Below are 16,341 nucleotides of genomic sequence, written 5' to 3'. Positions count from 1 at the left end.
TTGCGCTGGCCTGGGCAGTGCGGTTTCATCGTGATCAACCGGGATCAGATCGGTCTCCGTCCGCAAAAGGAACCTGCATGAAGTCCCTGTATGTCCTGCGCTTGTGTCTTGCGCTGTCGCTGGGCGCTGTCAGCAGCCTCGCCAGCGCGTCCGCTACCGGGGTGGAGCAGGTGCAGTTGCCACCGATGAAGGGCTACCACCCGGTCCACCAGAACACCGATGCGCAGGGCAACCGCATTGCCGAGTACGTGCCGGAAGGGCAGACCGCGCAGGACTGGACCGACATGGTCACCGTCAACGATGCCCCGGACAGTGGCCACGTGAGCCCGCGCGCGTTCCTCGGCCTCATTGAAGCCGGATGGCGCATCGCCTGCTCGTCGGCCCAGAGCCATTGGATACGCGAAGGCGAAGAGGGCGGTCGCCCGTTTGCGTTGTTGATGCTCAGCTGTGCGGAGAACCCGGGCACCGGCAAACCGGAATTCACCTGGATCAAGGGCATCCAGGGCACGCAGGGTTTCCACACCGTGCAGAAGTCGTTCCGTTCCGAACCGGAAAAGGACGATGTCGTGCAATGGATCGGCTGGCTGCGCGAGGTCGGGTTGTGCGGCAGCGGTGACGCGCCCGCCTGCCGCTGACCGTGGGAAAAGGGCACCGCAGGGTGCCCTTCATGCATCAGAAGCGATGCGTGTAGCCGCTCATCAGGCCGAACTGGTTGGGCTTCTGCACGATCGGGCTGTCAGCGGCATCGCCGAGCAGGCGCGTACCTTCCGCCGAGATGTACCAGTTGCCATTGCGGCCGACGCGATGGCTCCATTTCAGGCCGATGCCGGCACTGGCCAGGCCGGCTTTCGGCGCATGCCGGGCAAAGCCGCTGCGCGCGGCCTGCGCCGGGCTGACGCCGTACCAGGTCTGCATGTAACCGCGATTGCCGTAGTCGGTGGAGACGCTGCCGCTGACCACGCCACCGGCCAGGTCGAACAACGGCATCGCCAGGCTCAGGTGTACCTGCTGGGTGGCCAGGCCGTTGTCGCCGCGGTCTTCATCCTTGCGCGTAGCCTGCCAGGAGCCGCTCAGCACGGCTTCTCCCAGCGTATAACCAGCCGAGAGGCCGACCAGGGGACGGGTACGGATATCACCCATGCCACGCAGGAAGTCCGAGCCACCGAGCGGCGAGTCCTTGTCGCGTCGGCTGCCGCTGGCGCCGATGTAGGCACGCACATGGGCGTGCTCGCCGATCGCCGTGCCCCAACCCACACCACTGGTGCCGAGAAACCAGCCGCCGGGCGAGCGCGCATCGAAGGACAGTGTCGGGCTTGCCTGGTAGTCCTTGCTGCCGCTGTAGCGCGGGGTCACGCCACCACCGGCGGCGAGCTCGAAGGTCCAGTGGTCGTCCTTGGCCTGGGCGATCGGCGCCGCGAACAGGGTCAGCAGGGCGAAGCAGAGCAGGGTAGGGGCGGGCAGGGTGCTGCGGTGACGCTGGGACATGGGAACTCTCGGCAATGGGAGGAAGGCAGCACGCGCATCCGGCGCGTGCTGCAGGGTCGCTAGCGTGGCGATATGCCAGCGGCCGATCCGTCCGTAGTTGTGCGGGAGTTGTAATCAACTGTAATCACGCCGGGGGGCGTTCAGCTGGCAGCCAGCGGCCAGTGCATTTCCAGGCGTGCGCCGCCGAACGAGGCGCGGCTGATCCGCAGTTCGCCGCCGTGCCGGACCGCGATCCGGTTGACGATGGCCAGGCCCAGCCCGAAGCCGCCGGTATCCCGGCTGCGACTGTCGTCCAGGCGGGTGAACGGGCGCATCGCCTTTTCGCGATCGGCCTCGGCGATGCCGGCGCCGTCGTCGTCCACGCGCAGGCAGGCGCGGCCGCCAACACCGACCAGCGAGACTTCCACCTGCGAGCGTGCATGGCGCAGCGCGTTGCCGACCAGGTTGCTCAGTGCCAGCTGCAGCAGGCGTGGTTCCGCATCCACACGCGGCAACGCGCTGGGCTGCACGCGCAGCGCCAGCCCGGCCCGTTCGGCGTCGCGGCGCGCATCGGCCAGGCAGGCCTGCAGCCAGTCGTTGGCCTCGATGCGCTGCAGTGGCTCGCCTTCGCTGGGGTGTTCCAGGCGTTCATAGGCCAGCAGTTCGCTGACCAGTCGATTGAGTTCGGCCAGGTCGCCATGCAGGCCCTGCGCCAGCCGTGCCCGGCGCTCGCGATCATCGCTGTCCTGCATGAGGTCAAGGCCGAAGGCCACACGGGCGATCGGCGTGCGCAGTTCGTGCGAGATCGCATGGGTCAGGTCACGCTGGCGCTGCACCAGTTCGGCCACGCGTGCCGCCATCCGGTTGGAGTGATCGACGATGACGCGGATCTGCGAGCGCGGCGACACCTGTGCCCGCGCCTGCAGGTCACCGGCACCGATGCGGTCGGCATGCACGCGCAGGGCGTCCAGGTCACGCCACAGCAGCCGCACCCAGGCGTACAGGCACAGCCCGAACAGGGCCAGCATCACCGAGTACGCGGCCAGGGTGAGGTACAGGGTCACCGACGGTTCGCCCGGCAGGTGCAGGCGCAACCACGGGCCGTCCGCATGCAGCGGGTCGAGCGGGGCCAGCACGATCTCGAACTTCTGCCGGGATACCATGCCGCTGCGCTGCAGCTGCTCCTGTTCATCCGCGGCGAGCGCCGGTGGCGCCGGCAGCAGCGACAGCGCGATGCCATAGTGCGGCTGCCACTGTGCCAGCTGCTGTTGCTGGGCGGCGGAATCCTTGCCTTGCAGGCCCTGCCGCAAGGCATACAGCTGGCCACGCACCTGCTCTGCGAACACACGCTGCTGCATCGGCAGGTAGATGCGGTCGAAGATCACGTTGATCAGCAGCAGGGTGACCAGGAAGCTCGCCGCGACCACCAGCCACAGGCGCAGGAACAGCCGCTTCACGCCGACCAGGCCGAGGGGTTGAACTGGTAGCCGCGGCCCCACACGGTCTTGATCCGGCGGGGTTCGCGCGCGTCGTCGCCGAGCTTCCGGCGCAGCTTGCCGATGCTGACATCGACGCTGCGGTCCAGGCCGTCGAAGCCGATGCCGCGCACCGCCTGCAGGATCTGGTCGCGCGAGAGGATCTGCCCCGGCTGGCTGGCCAGCAGCCACAGGATCTCGAACTCGGTCGTGCCCAGTTCCACGGGCTGGCCGTGCAGCTGGACCTCGCGCTGCATGCGATCGATCAGCAGCTGGCCATGCATCAGCCGGCACGGAGTGCCGGTGTTGCTGCTGCCATGCCGGCGGCGCAGCAGGGCACGCAGCCGGGCCAGCAGCAGGCGCGGCTCGATCGGCTTGTGCACGTAGTCATCGGCGCCTGATTCCAGACCCAGTACCTGCTCGATGTCGTCTTCGCAGGCGGTCAGCATCAGGATCGGTACATCGGAAAAGCTGCGGATCTGCCGGCATACGTCGATGCCGCCGAGGCCGGGCAGCATCAGGTCCAGCACCACCAGCTCCGGTGCGTGCTGGCGGCAGGCTGCGCCGGCCAGGTCGCCACGCGCCACATGCTGCACGGCGAAGCCATGTTCGTGCAGGTAGTCGCTGACCAGTTCTGCGAGGCGACGGTCGTCTTCCACCAGCAGGACCGGCGTCGGCGTGTCGCGGCGGGTGGGTGTCCAGGGGGATGGCTGCATGCGCGTTGGGCCTCCGTGCCCGGGCAGGAGCGCCCGGCGGCGAAGCCTAGCAACGGTCCATGACGACTGCCTGAATCGCGGCCAACCTGATAACCGCCGGTACTGGCGTCATCGCCAGCGGCTCTCAGCGGCGGTTCCCGGCTGGCCTATGGTGGCGGTTTCCCCGGATGGAGCCTGGCGCAATGAGCGATCCGCAGTGGCAACTGGAAACCCTGGCCGTGCATGGCGGCTACCGTCCCGACCCGACCACCCGCGCGGTGGCGGTGCCGATCTACCAGACGGTGGCGTATGCCTTCGATGACACCCAGCACGGCGCTGATCTGTTCGACCTGAAGGTGCCGGGCAACATCTATACGCGCATCATGAATCCCACCACCGATGTGCTGGAGCAGCGCCTGGCCGCGCTCGAAGGCGGCATCGGCGCGCTGGCGCTGGCGTCCGGGCAGGCGGCGATCACCTATGCCATCCAGACCATCGCCGAGGCTGGCGACAACATCGTCGCCTCCAGCGCGCTGTACGGTGGCAGCCTCAACCTGCTCGCACACACGTTGCCGCAGTACGGCATCCAGGCGCGTTTTGCCGACCCGGCCGATCCGGCCGCGTTCGCGGCCCTGATCGATGAGCGGACCAAGGCCGTATTCGTCGAATCGATCGGCAATCCGCGTGGCAATGTGACCGATATCGCGGCGATCGCCGAGGTCGCGCACGCCGCCGGTGTGCCGCTGATCGTCGACAATACGGTGGCCACGCCCTTCCTGCTGCGCCCTTTCGAGCACGGTGCGGATATCGTGGTGCATTCGTTGACCAAGTACCTCGGCGGGCACGGCAACAGCCTGGGCGGCGCCATCATCGACTCCGGACGCTTCGACTGGGCGGCGCAGCCCAAGCGCTTCGCGCGGCTCAACCAGCCCGATCCGAGCTACCACGGCGTGGTCTACACCGAAGCACTGGGGCCGGCGGCGTATATCGGCCGTGCGCGGGTGGTGCCGCTGCGCAATACCGGAGCCGCGCTGTCGCCGTTCAATGCCTTCCTGATCCTGCAGGGCATCGAGACCCTGGCGCTGCGCATGGAGCGGATCAATGCCAACGCGCTGGCGGTTGCGCAGTTCCTGAAGTCGCACGCAAAGGTCGCCTGGGTGCGCTATGCCGGTCTCGCCGACGATCCCGAGCATGCCGCTGCGCAGCGCTATCTGGGCGGCCACGGTTCGGGCGTGCTGACCTTCGGCCTGCCCGGCGGACGCCAGGCCGGCGCGCGCTTCCTGGATGCCTTGAGGCTGTTCACCCGCCTGGTGAACCTGGGCGATGCGAAGTCGCTGGCCACCCATCCGGCCTCGACCACCCATCGCCAGCTGGATGCGGCCGAACTGGCCAAGGCCGGGGTCAGCGAGGACACCGTGCGGCTGTCGATCGGCATCGAGCACATCGGCGACCTGCGCGCGGACCTGGAGCAGGCCCTGGCCGGCGCCTGATAGCCACGTGCTTGGTCGTCATCGCCATCGGCGATCACCACCGGCCACGCGATGCGCTACGGTGGAACTGCCTCTCCAAGGCGTGGCAACGTGGCGTTACCGATCCCCGGTCGATGCGGGTCGACCGGGGATTTTTATGGCTGCAGCAACGGGGTCAGATCCTGCTTGCCCATTGACCGTGTTCCGGCCGGTGCAGGGCGCCGCCCCGCAGTGCCACCTCACACCACCGGAATGCTGTGCTGGCCCAGCCCGCGATACGGCGGCGTGGACATCACCATCTCTGCCAGCGAATAGGCCAGCTCGCGCTCGGCCATGACCGTGCCGTCGGCACCGTGTTCCAGCAGGTGCTTCACTTCGGCATCGCTGTGCGCACGCGCCAGCAGGGTCAGCTCGGGATTGATCGCACGCAGCTTGGCCAGCGCCTCGCCGGCTTCCAGTGGCTGCGGGATCGCCAGCACCGCGATCTTGGCACGCTCCGGATGGGCCTCGGCCAGCACCCGGTCGGCGGCGGCACTGCCGCGGATCGCGGCGATGCCGTTGGCATGCGCACGTTCCACGTGGTCCTTGTTGTCGTCGATCACCAGCACCGGTACGCCGCGATCACGCAGCACCTGCGCCAGCTCGCTGCCGACCCGGCCGTAGCCGATCACGATCGCATGCGCGTTGAGGTCGCGCGATGGACCGATCGCCTCTTCCGGCTCGGCCGGCTGCGGCTGCTGGTCCTGCTTGGCCTGCCAGCGATCCAGCAGGCCGAACACCAGCGGATTGAGCATGATCGACACCAGCGCACCGGCCAGCACCAGCGACTGGCCTTCCTTCGGCAGGATCTGCAGCGCAACACCGAGGCCGGCGATGATGAAGGCGAACTCGCCGATCTGCGCCAGGCTGGCCGAGATGGTCAGTGCGGTGCTGGTCGGATGCCCGAATGCGCGCACGATGAAGAACGCGGCGGCCGACTTGCCGAACATGATGATCAGTACCGTGGCCAGCACCTGCCAGGGGTGCTGGATGAGGATGTTGGGATCGAACAGCATGCCGACCGAGACGAAGAACAGCACGGCGAACGCGTCGCGCAGCGGCAGCGAGTCATGCGCGGCCTTGTGGCTCAGTTCCGATTCGTTGAGCAGCATGCCGGCGAAGAACGCGCCCAGCGCGAACGAGACGCCGAACAGCATCGCCGAACCGAACGCCACGCCCAGCGCGATCGCCAGCACTGACAGGGTGAACAGCTCGCGCGAACCGGTCCCGGCAATGCGCTCGAGGATCCACGGAATGACCCGGCGCCCGACCACCAGCATCACCGCCACGAACAGGCCCAGCTGCACGAAGGTCCAGCCGATGTCGGCCAGCACGCTGCCCAGCGAATGTGATTCCTTCGCCGCATCGGGGCCGAACACGCCGGCCATCACCGGCATCATCACCAGCGCCAGTACGCAGGCCAGGTCTTCCACGATCAGCCAGCCGACCGCGATCTTGCCACGCATGGTTTCCAGCAGGCGCCGTTCCTCCATCGCCCGCAGCAGCACCACGGTACTGGCGGTGGCCAGCGAGAAACCGAAGATGACGCCGTGCAGGGCGGGCCAGCCCATCAGCGAGGCCACGCCCCAGCCCAGCAGGGTGGCGACCGCGATCTGGCCGATGGCGCCGGGAATGGCGATGGCCTTGACCGCCATCAGGTCCTTCAGCGAGAAGTGCAGGCCGACCCCGAACATCAGCAGCATCACGCCCAGCTCGGCCAGCTGGTTGGCCAGCGCCTGGTCGGCGACGAAGCCGGGGGTGAACGGGCCTACACAGATGCCAGCAACCAGGTAACCGACCAGGGGAGACAAGCGGAGCTTGTTGGCCAGCGCGCCGAAGATGAAGGCGAGCCCCAGGCCAACGGCAACGATGTTGATCAGGTCGGTGTCATGGTGCATCGGCACTCGCAGCAGTCGGGGGGATGCTCCGATTTTCACCGATGCGGCCAGATACGGCAAACCCGCCGGCCACGTGCCGTGGTCGGCAACCCAGCAGGGTCAGATCCCTTTTCCAGAAGGAAAAGGGATCTGACCCTGCTGGGGGGATGCCCCCGGGGTTGCCGGCCAGCGGCCGGCACCACCAGGAAGCCGCCGGGCAGCGCTTACCAGGTGTACTTGATGCGGCCGTAGACGTAGGCGCCGTTGAAGCCGAACGGCGAGTAGTTGCTGTAGGGCAGCATGCCGAAGGTGGAGTTCTGCAGGTCTTCGGTGCGGTCCGGGTACTTGTCCAGCAGGTTGTCGGCACCCACGGTCAGGGTCCAGTTGCTGCTCGGCTTGTAGCTGGCCGAGGCGTCCACCACCCAGGCATCGCCGTAGGTCTGGTCGCGCAGCGCGGTGGCGGAGTTGCGTACCGTGAACTTGCCGTAGCGGGTCGCCGCCAGGCCCAGTTCCCAGTGATCCGAACGCCAGGTGCCGCTCAGGATCGCCTTGTCGCGCGGGTAGCTGTCCTCGATGCGGCCGATTTCATCGCGGCCGATCAGCGACTGGGTCAGGCCCAGCGTGCCGAACACCGCCGGGGTGCCGCCGACGCGGCGCACTTCGGTGTCGTTGTAGCTGTAGGCGGCGGTCAGTTCCAGGCTGCTGGCGCTGAACGGCACGGTGTAGCTGGAAACGAAGTCGACGCCACGGGTACGCGTATCCAGCCCGTTGGTGAAGTACGAGAACGCGGTCACCTGCGGCAGGCCCAGGCTGCTCAGCAGCGCACTGCTGGCGGCATTGGTGGTGATGCTCGAGGACAGCGCGATGCGGTTGTCGATGTCGATCTGGTAGGCGTCGACGGTGATGTACAGGCGATCCACCGGCTGCAGCACCAGGCCCAGGCTGTAGGAGGTGGAGGTCTCGGCCTTCAGCGGCGAGGCTCCCAGTGCCTGTGCGGCCTGGCTGGTGGTCGGGAAGGTGCCGCGCTCGACGAACACGCCGTTGGTGAACTGGCTGGTGACCGCCTGGTAGCCCTGCTGCGCCAGCGACGGCGCACGGAAGCCGCTGGAGGCGGTGGCCCGCAGTGCGACCTTGTCGGTGAAGGCATAGCGCGCCGACAGCTTGCCGGAGAAGCGGTCGCCGAAGTCCGAGTAGTCCTCGTAGCGGCCGGTGATGCCGGCCGAGAACTTCTCGGTCAGGTCCGCTTCCAGGCCCGCATAGACCGCGTAGTTGTGGCGGTCGGCATGCACTTCGTTGGTCGGGGTGAAGCCGCCGAAGCCCTGTGCGCCGCTGCCGGTGTACGAGTTCAGCTCGCCCGGGTTCTGGTCCCACTTCTCCTTTCGGTACTCACCACCGAAGGACAGCGTGACCGGGTAGGCCAGGCCCCAGTCCAGCGACTTGGTCAGGTCGGCGTTGAAGATGTCCTGCTGGTACTTCAGCGTGCCGTCGTAGAACGAGCGCGGGCTGGTCGCGCCCAGGCTGTAGTTGATGCTGTTGCGGGTGTGGAAATCCAGGGTGTTCTCGCCGTGGTTCAGGCTCAGGTCCCAGGTCCAGCCATTGTCGGTGTTGCCCTTGACCCCGGCCACCAGCGAGCGATCCTTGGAATACTGGTTGATCTCCGGCACGAAGCCGTCCGGATAGGTCTGCGCCAGCAGCGCACTCTGCCCGTTGTGGTTGCGCGAGCGGTAGAACGCGAACGAGGTGATGTCGCGGTTGCTGAGCAGTGCGCTGGCGTAGCCGGTCACGTGGTCGCTGAAGTCGAAGCTGGCATTGACCGAAGCGGCGGTGGCATCCACGCGCGGGTCGCCGACGATGAAGGTCGTCTGGCCGATGCTCGGGTAATTGCCGGTGTTCGGGGTGGTGCCGCGATACGGGCCGGCGCGGTTGCTTTCGTCCTGCTGGCTGATCTGGCCAGCCACGTGCACGCGGCCGCGGCCATTGCCGAACTCGATGCCGGTGTCGCCGGACAGCTGGTACTTCTTGCCGTCGCCAGCGGAGTACTGGCCGTAGTCCACGGCCAGGCTGCCGCCACTGCCGCTGCCCTTGAGCACGATGTTGATGACACCGGCGATGGCATCCGAGCCGTACTGCGCCGAGGCGCCGTCGCGCAGCACTTCCACGCGCTCGATGGCGGCGATCGGGATCGCGTTGATGTCCACCGCCGACGCGCCACGGCCGATGCTGCCGTTGACGTTGATCATCGCCGAGGTGTGGCGGCGCTTGCCGTTGACCAGCACCAGCACCTGGTCCGGCGACAGGCCGCGCAGTTGCGCCGGGCGCACGCCGCTAGTGCCGTCGGTCAGCGCCGGGCGCGGGAAGTTCAGCGAGGGCAGGGCGCGCGACAGCGCCGTGGCCAGTTCACTGGTGCCGGTGGACTGCAGGGCCTCGGGGGTGATGATGTCGATCGGTGACTGCGACTCGGCGACCGTGCGGTCGGCCACGCGGGTGCCGGTGACGATCACCGTATCCAGGGTGTTGGCGGCGGTGCCGGCCTGCTGGGCGGCGGCAACGAACGGAGAGCCACCGAGTGCGACAGCGACGGCGGCGGCGATCAGGCTGGTCTTGCGGGTCATCGGGATGGGGCTCCGGTTGGCGGGGGTGGCACCGGAATCGACATCACGGGGGTGAGGCGGACGGCGGTTGTTGCGGTGCGCAAAGCAGGAATTAACGGGATATTCAGTGCCTGTCAAATGCCGGTCATCGGAAAAAAACGTTGCAGAAGCAACCATTTAGCCGCAGCCGGCACTGGCGGGTAGGGGACCCGGGACGCGTGCGGTGAGGACGTGGGAGAGAGGAACGCCGGCCGCCGCGCATCCCGGGGCGCGTCAAGTATTCGTTAACGCTAGAATTGCGTCGCAGGAACAGTGCTCACCAGCACATTCCATTCGGTTATATGGACACCTCCCCCGATGATCTCCCTTCGTAATTTCGCCTTGCGCCGCGGCGAGCGGCTGCTGTTGTCCAATGTCGACCTGACCCTGCACGCCGGATACCGGGTGGGTGTGGTCGGCCGCAACGGTGCTGGCAAGTCCAGCCTGTTCGCGGCAGTGAAGGGCGAGCTGGAGGCCGACAAGGGTGACGTCGACCTGCCCGGCAAGGTGCGTATTGCCAGCGTGGCCCAGGAAACTCCGTCGCTGCCGGACCCGGCGCTGAGCTTCGTGCTCGGCGGCGACATCGAGGTGGCCGCAGTGCTGGCCGCCGAGGCCGAGGCGACCGCCCGCGAAGACTGGGAGGCCGTGGCCGAGGCGCACACCAGAATGGCCGAGCTCAATGCCTATGACGCCGAAGCGCGCGCCGGCAAGCTGCTGCACGGCCTCGGCTTCCCGGCCGAGACCCACCACCGCGCGGTGTCCTCGTTCTCCGGCGGCTGGCGCGTGCGCCTGAACCTGGCACGCGCGCTGATGATGCCCAGCGACCTGCTGCTGCTCGACGAACCGACCAACCACCTGGACCTGGACGCGGTGTACTGGCTGGAACAGTGGCTGCTGAAGTACCCGGGCACGCTGCTGCTGATCTCGCATGACCGCGAATTCCTCGACAACGTGGCCACCCACACGCTGCACCTGCACGGTGGCGGCGCCAAGCTGTATCCGGGCGGCTACACCGACTTCGAGCGCCAGCGCGCCGAACAGCTGCGCCAGCAGCAGATCGCGCACGAGAAGGAACAGGCCGAGCGCGCCCACCTGCAGAGCTTCATCGACCGCTTCAAGGCGCAGGCCAGCAAGGCCGCGCAGGCGCAGAGCCGGATGAAGCGCCTGGCCAAGCTGGCCGGTACCGAGGCGGTGCGTGCCGAGCGCGAGTTCCGCATCGAGTTCGCGCCGCCGGCCAAGCTGCCGTTCTCGCTGATCCGCCTCAACCATGTCGAGGCCGGTTACGGCAAGGACGCGGTGATCCTGCACAACGTCGGCTTCGGCCTGGAGGCGGGCCAGCGCATCGGCCTGCTGGGTCCGAACGGTGCCGGTAAGACCACCCTGGTCAAGACCCTGGTCGGTGAGCTCGCGCCGATCGTCGGCGAGCGCATGGCGCACCCGGACCTGAAGATCGGCTACTTCGCCCAGCACACGGTGGAGTCGCTGCACGAAGGCCAGTCGCCGATGGAGCATTTCCGCGAGATCGCCCCGGACGCACCGAACCAGTCGTTCCGCGATTTCCTCGGCAAGTGGAACTTCCCGGGCGACCGCGCCTTCGAGCCGGTCGACGGCTTCTCCGGTGGCGAGCGCGCCCGCCTGGCGCTGGCGTTGATCGCCTGGCAGCAGCCGAACGTGCTGCTGCTGGACGAACCGACCAACCACCTTGACCTGGAAATGCGTGAAGCATTGGCCGAGGCACTGGCCACCTTCGAAGGCGCGATCGTGATGGTTTCGCATGACCGCCACCTGATCGGCCTGGTCTGCGACACCTACTGGCGCGTCGCCGATGGCGTGGTCGAGCCGTTCGACGGCGACCTCGATGCCTACGCCGCGTGGCTGCGTACCCGTCCGCAGGCACAGGGCACCAAGGCGCGGATGGAGCAGGTGGAAGAACCGGTGGTGGTCAAGACCGCGCCGGTGGCGCAGGTGGTGCAGAAGAAGCCGGTGAACCCGCACAAGCTGGCCGCGGCCGAAGCCAAGGTGGCCGAGCTGGAAGCGGCGCTGGCCGAGCTGGATCGCCAGTTGGCCGACCCGGCCAACTACGCCGATGCCACCCGGATGGCCGTGATCGGTCGTGACCGCGAAACCGCCGCAGCGCAGCTGGAAAAAGCCGAAGCGACGTGGATGGAACTGCTGGAATCGTGATCGGCTAGCGCCGACCGCTGCCCGGCAACCAAAAAAGGGGACGGAGGGAATTAAGTCGTATATGCACAAACGACTTAATTCCCTCCGTCCCCTTTTTTGTTGTGGGCTCGGCGCTACCTCAGCCTTGGGTCTGCAGCCACTCGCGGAAGCGCTTGGCCGGTTCGCGCTCGGTGCGCGATCGCAGCCGGGTCAGCCAGTAGCGACCCAGATCCAGCGTGGTGCTGAATGGTTGCAGCAGCCGGCCCTCGGCCAGTTCCTGCTCGAACATGCGCAGCGGCAGCAAGGCCACGCCGGCGCCCCCGGCCGCCGCCATCGCAACGGTCAGTGACGAATCGAACACCGGGCCGCGTGCTTCCACGCCGCTCACTCCGGCCGCCTGCAGCCAGCGCGGCCATTCGTCGCCGCGGTAGGAACGCAGCAGCGGCAGCGTGCCCAGATCGCGCGGCTGTTTCAGCCGCCGCGCCAGCGCTGGTGCGCACAGGGGCGCGAACGGCGCATCGATGATCGCCGTGCAGGCCTGGCCCTGCCAGTCGCCATCGCCGAAGCGGATCGCCAGGTCCAGGCCTTCGCCGGCAAGATCGATGCGGTTGTTGTGGGTCTGCAGGCGCAGCTCGATGTCCGGGTGCGCGGCCTCGAACGCGGCCAGCCGCGGCAGCAGCCAGCCGGTGGCGAAGGTGCCGACCACGCCCAGCGTCAGCACTTCGCGTGCCGGACCGCCGGTGTAGCGCGCGATGCTGGCCGAGATGCGTTCGAACGATTCGTTGAGTACCGGGTACAGCGCCGCGCCTTCGTCGGTGAGCGCCACGCCGCGCGGCAGGCGATGGAACAGGCGGATGCCGAGACGGTCCTCCAGCCCGCGGATCTGGTGGCTCAGCGCGGCCTGGCTGACGCACAGCTCCAGCGCGGCACGGGTGAAGTTCTGGTGGCGCGCGGCCGCCTCGAAGGCACGCAGCGCGTTCAGCGGCAGGGTGGGGTGCAGCATCGGGAAGCCGTGAGCCAGGGTGATGGGTGATCCTACCTCTCCTGCGGGAATTTACGTACATCTCAACGAGTTGATTACGAAAGGCATGAATTAACCTCATGGCTGGTGCTGAAATTTCGCGCTGGTCGCCCCGGGCCGGCGCTTCAATAATCGGGTCGTTCCCCAGGAGTACTCCCCATGCTCGCTCGACGCCGATTCCTGAAATTCAGTGGTGCCGCGGTTGCGTCCTCGCTGGCCCTGCCATTGCTGGCGCAGGCCGCGGGCAAGGCCACTGGCCGCGCGCCCACCGATGCCGCGCTGACCGCCGCCAACGACTTTGCCGCACTGGAAAAGGCCTGCGCCGGCCGCCTCGGCGTGACCCTGCTCGACACCGGCAGCGGCCGTCGCATCGGTCATCGGCAGGACGAACGCTTCCCGATGTGCAGCACCTTCAAGAGCATGCTGGCGGCCACCGTGCTCAGCCAGGCCGAGCGCACGCCCGGGCTGCTGGACCGTCGGGTGGCGGTGCGCCAGGCAGACCTGCTGTCGCATGCGCCAGTTGCGCGGCGCCATGCCGGCAAGGACATGACCGTGCGTGATCTGTGCCGGGCAACGTTGATCACCAGTGACAACACCGCCGCCAATCTGCTGTTCGGCGTGGTCGGAGGCCCGCCCGCGGTGACCGCCTTCCTGCGCGCCAGTGGCGATGCGGTCAGCCGCAGCGACCGCCTGGAGCCGGAACTGAACAGCTTCGTCGAGGGCGATCCGCGCGACACCACCACGCCGGCGGCGATGGCGGCATCGCTGCAGCGGGTGGTGCTGGGCGAGGTGCTGCAGCCGGCCTCGCGGCAGCAGCTGGCCGATTGGCTGATCGACAACGAGACCGGCGATGCCTGCCTGCGTGCCGGCCTGGGCAAGCGCTGGCGGGTCGGCGACAAGACCGGCAGCAACGGCGAAGACGCACGCAATGACATTGCCGTGTTGTGGCCGCTGGCCGGGGGCTCGCCGTGGGTGCTGACCGCCTACCTGCAGGCCGCGGCGATCAGCAATGAACAGCGCGCCACGGTGCTGGCACAGGTGGGGCGGATTGCCGATCGGCTGATCGGGTGAGGTAACCGGGAGCCATCCACACGCGGCTTGCCGGATCGGTGCGGCGCGCGCATCCTGCGCGCGTTCGAACCCCACGGAAGCCCCGCATGAGCCATGAACTGATCTACCTGCTGCTGATCTTCGCGCTGCTGGTGATCCCGCGCGCGCTGCAGCGCTTCAGCCTGCCCGCGCCACTGACCTGCCTGCTGTTCGGCATCATCGGCATGCTCTGGCTGGGCGATCAGGCGCACGATGCCGTAATCGGCCTGCTGGCGACGCTGGGGATTTCCTCGCTGTTCCTGTTTGCCGGGCTGGAGGTGGACCTGCAGGCCCTGCGCCGCGGCATGTGGCCGCTGCTGGCGCACCTGGTGATCCGTACCGGCACGTTGTTCGGCGTCGGCTGGCTGGCCTGGCGCTATGCGGGGCTGCCGTGGCAGGCCGCCGGCCTGCTGGCACTGGCGCTGCTGACCCCGTCCACTGGTTTCATCATGGATTCGCTGTCGCGACTGGGCCTGAGCGACGACGAGCGGTTCTGGGTCACCAGCAAGGCCATTGCCGGCGAACTGCTGGCGCTGGCGGCGTTGTTCATCGTGTTGCAGGCCGGTGATCCGGGCCACATGGCGCTGTCCAGCCTGGCCCTGCTGGCGATGATGATCGGCCTGCCGCTGCTGTTCATCGCGCTGGGCCGCTGGGTGGCGCCGCATGCGCCCGGCTCGGAGTTCTCGCTGCTGGTGATGGTCGGCATGGTCGCGGCCTACATCACCTACCTGCTGGGCGTGTACTACCTGGTCGGTGCATTCATCGCCGGCCTGGTTGCGCGCCTGCTGCACCAGCGGATGCCGTTGCTGGCCTCGCACGAGAACCTGCATGCGCTGCGCCTGTTCGCCTCGTTCTTCGTGCCGTTCTACTTCTTCAATGCCGGTACCAAGGTGCCCAGCGAAGCTCTCAGCTTCGAAGCGCTGGGCCTGGGCATCGTGATCACCCTGGTGGTGCTGCCGCTGCGCATCGGCGTGGTCTGGCTGCAGCGCCGGGTGATGTTCGGTGAAAGTTTCCGCAGCAGCCTGCGGGTCTCGCTGGCGTTGGCGCCGACGCTGATCTTCACCCTGGTGCTGGCGGCGATCATGCGCGAGCGTTTCCAGATTCCGGCCGTGCTGTTCGGCGCGCTGCTGCTCTACGCGGCATTGACCACGCTGCTGCCTTCGCTGGTGTTCCGCACCCCGTTCGATGTCGATCCGGTCGAGCAGGAGCCGGCGGGCGAGGGCGCTGCCGCACCGGTGGCGGCCACCGAGACGCTGCCGGAAGCACAGGCTGCCGAACGCTGAGCGGAGGTGGCGAGCGGTTTGCGCCGCTCGCCCGTGGCCGTTAGGGTTGGGGTATGAGACTGCCCGCCGTTGCCACCGCTTCCGCCCTCCTGCTCAGCCTTGCTGCGTGTTCGCAGCGCTCTGACACGGTTGCCCACGATCTGGCGACCGCGCCGGCCGATGCGTTCATGGCCGCCATCGCCGCGCATTGCGGCCAGGCCTACGCCGGCAAGGTGGTGGAGGACACGCCGGCACCGACCGGCAAGGATCCGTTCGCCGGGCAGCGCCTGGTCATGCACGTGCGTGGCTGTGCCGATCCGGCGCACGAGCTGCGCATCCCGTTCCATGTCGGCGATGACCACTCGCGTACCTGGGTGCTGACCCGCACCGCGACCGGCGTGCGCCTGAAGCACGACCATCGCCATGCAGATGGCAGCGCGGATGCGATCAGCCTGTATGGCGGCGACAGCACGCCGCCGGGAACCGCCGGCCGCCAGCAGTTCCCGGCCGATGCCGATTCGGTGGCGATGTTCCGCCGGGCCGACATGCTGGCGTCCACGCACAACACGTGGGCGATGGAGATCGACCCCGACCAGACCTTCGTCTACGAGTTGACCCGGCCGGGCGGCCGCCGTTTCCGCGTGCAGTTCGATCTCAGCAAGCCGGTTGACCTGCCGCCGCCGCCGTGGGGCGACGAGGCCCCGGCAGCGCGTTGACCCCGGGGCAGTAGCCCTTCCGAAGAGGGCTCTGACCCTGGCCCTGTGTGAATCATGGGGCCAGCGCCCTGGCCCTCGGCCAGGGGGCCGACCCTGGCCTCAACGCGTTCCGAAACGAGCCCGGCAGCCGTTGCTCACCCATACCTGGCCGCGCGCATAGCCCCAGCTGCGGCCTTCCTGGCAGGCACTGCCGGACAGCTGCTGCTGCAGCACAGGGCGGCCCTGGCGGTCGTCCCAGTCGCAGGTCTGCGAGCGGTTGTTGTTGCTGCTGCAGGTGACCGAGTAGTTGCTGTTGCCGCCGCCCCAGCCACCGCCGCCGCCACCCCAGCCGCGGGCTTCGGCGAATTCGGCCCGGCAGCCGTTGCTGACCCAGACCGCGCCATTGCGCACGCCCCAGGTCCGGCCCTCGTCGCAGGGACTGCCGGACAGCTGGCGGACCAG

General features: G+C 68.0%; 13 protein-coding genes. 6 read left to right on the top strand and 7 right to left on the bottom strand.

Annotated elements, in window-relative coordinates:
• Window positions 1-77 precede the first annotated feature (77 nt).
• Window positions 78-635, top strand: a complete 558-nt coding sequence (locus tag Q0P60_RS19350; RefSeq protein WP_294997197.1) for a hypothetical protein — start codon at window positions 78-80, stop codon at window positions 633-635.
• 37 nt (window positions 636-672) lie between these two features.
• Here the strand turns inward: Q0P60_RS19350 and Q0P60_RS19345 are convergent, their stop codons facing one another.
• The 3 genes from Q0P60_RS19345 to Q0P60_RS19335 all read right to left on the bottom strand — a co-directional run bounded on the left by Q0P60_RS19345 (window position 673) and on the right by Q0P60_RS19335 (window position 3,655).
• Window positions 673-1,485, bottom strand: a complete 813-nt coding sequence (locus tag Q0P60_RS19345) for a MipA/OmpV family protein (protein ID WP_294997195.1) — start codon at window positions 1,483-1,485, stop codon at window positions 673-675.
• 140 nt (window positions 1,486-1,625) lie between these two features.
• Window positions 1,626-2,921 carry an ATP-binding protein gene (locus Q0P60_RS19340; protein WP_294997193.1) on the bottom strand — a complete coding sequence of 432 codons (1,296 nt, stop codon included), beginning with the start codon at window positions 2,919-2,921 and terminating at the stop codon, window positions 1,626-1,628.
• The gene (locus Q0P60_RS19335) at window positions 2,918-3,655 is read right to left on the bottom strand and encodes a response regulator transcription factor (RefSeq protein WP_294997191.1); all 738 of its coding nucleotides are present in this window, start codon (window positions 3,653-3,655) and stop codon (window positions 2,918-2,920) included. The genes Q0P60_RS19340 and Q0P60_RS19335 overlap by 4 nt, the downstream gene beginning before the upstream one ends.
• Before the next feature lie 182 nt (window positions 3,656-3,837).
• Between Q0P60_RS19335 and Q0P60_RS19330 the strand changes: the two genes are divergently transcribed.
• Window positions 3,838-5,124, top strand: coding sequence for an aminotransferase class V-fold PLP-dependent enzyme (locus Q0P60_RS19330; RefSeq protein ID WP_294997189.1), 1,287 nt, complete (start codon window positions 3,838-3,840; stop codon window positions 5,122-5,124).
• A gap of 218 nt (window positions 5,125-5,342) precedes the next feature.
• Here Q0P60_RS19330 and ybaL read toward each other — a convergent pair whose 3' ends face one another.
• Both ybaL and Q0P60_RS19320 read right to left on the bottom strand, forming a co-directional pair.
• Window positions 5,343-7,040, bottom strand: coding sequence for a YbaL family putative K(+) efflux transporter (gene ybaL, locus Q0P60_RS19325; protein WP_294997187.1), 1,698 nt, complete (start codon window positions 7,038-7,040; stop codon window positions 5,343-5,345).
• A gap of 203 nt (window positions 7,041-7,243) precedes the next feature.
• Window positions 7,244-9,631: a TonB-dependent receptor gene (locus tag Q0P60_RS19320; RefSeq protein ID WP_294997186.1), complete on the bottom strand. Its 2,388-nt coding sequence runs from the start codon at window positions 9,629-9,631 to the stop codon at window positions 7,244-7,246.
• A gap of 336 nt (window positions 9,632-9,967) precedes the next feature.
• On the opposite strand from Q0P60_RS19320, the gene Q0P60_RS19315 reads away from it, so the two are divergent.
• The gene (locus Q0P60_RS19315) at window positions 9,968-11,833 is read left to right on the top strand and encodes an ABC-F family ATP-binding cassette domain-containing protein (protein WP_294997184.1); all 1,866 of its coding nucleotides are present in this window, start codon (window positions 9,968-9,970) and stop codon (window positions 11,831-11,833) included.
• 118 nt (window positions 11,834-11,951) lie between these two features.
• Here Q0P60_RS19315 and ampR read toward each other — a convergent pair whose 3' ends face one another.
• On the bottom strand, window positions 11,952-12,815 hold the full coding sequence (gene ampR, locus Q0P60_RS19310) for a LysR family transcriptional regulator AmpR (RefSeq protein WP_294997182.1): 864 nt from the start codon (window positions 12,813-12,815) through the stop codon (window positions 11,952-11,954).
• Window positions 12,816-12,992: 177 nt separating this feature from the next.
• Here ampR and blaL2 point away from each other — a divergent pair, with 177 nt between their 5' ends.
• The 3 genes from blaL2 (at window position 12,993) to Q0P60_RS19295 (ending at window position 15,900) form a co-directional block, all read left to right on the top strand.
• Complete coding sequence (gene blaL2, locus Q0P60_RS19305) at window positions 12,993-13,904, top strand: L2 family extended-spectrum class A beta-lactamase (RefSeq protein ID WP_294997180.1); 912 nt, start codon at window positions 12,993-12,995, stop codon at window positions 13,902-13,904.
• An 86-nt stretch (window positions 13,905-13,990) separates the two neighbouring features.
• Complete coding sequence (locus Q0P60_RS19300; protein ID WP_294997178.1) at window positions 13,991-15,205, top strand: cation:proton antiporter; 1,215 nt, start codon at window positions 13,991-13,993, stop codon at window positions 15,203-15,205.
• Between the two features lie 53 nt (window positions 15,206-15,258).
• Window positions 15,259-15,900 (top strand): hypothetical protein, encoded by a 642-nt coding sequence (locus Q0P60_RS19295; RefSeq protein WP_294997176.1) that lies wholly within the window; start codon window positions 15,259-15,261, stop codon window positions 15,898-15,900.
• Window positions 15,901-15,999: 99 nt separating this feature from the next.
• Here Q0P60_RS19295 and Q0P60_RS19290 read toward each other — a convergent pair.
• Window positions 16,000-16,341 (bottom strand): DUF3011 domain-containing protein (locus Q0P60_RS19290; RefSeq protein WP_294997174.1); only part of this gene is annotated, 342 nt, incomplete at its 5' end.

Source organism: uncultured Stenotrophomonas sp., from assembly GCF_945952405.1.
Classification (GTDB): domain Bacteria; phylum Pseudomonadota; class Gammaproteobacteria; order Xanthomonadales; family Xanthomonadaceae; genus Stenotrophomonas.
This window is presented reverse-complemented; position numbering and strand designations above follow the sequence as displayed.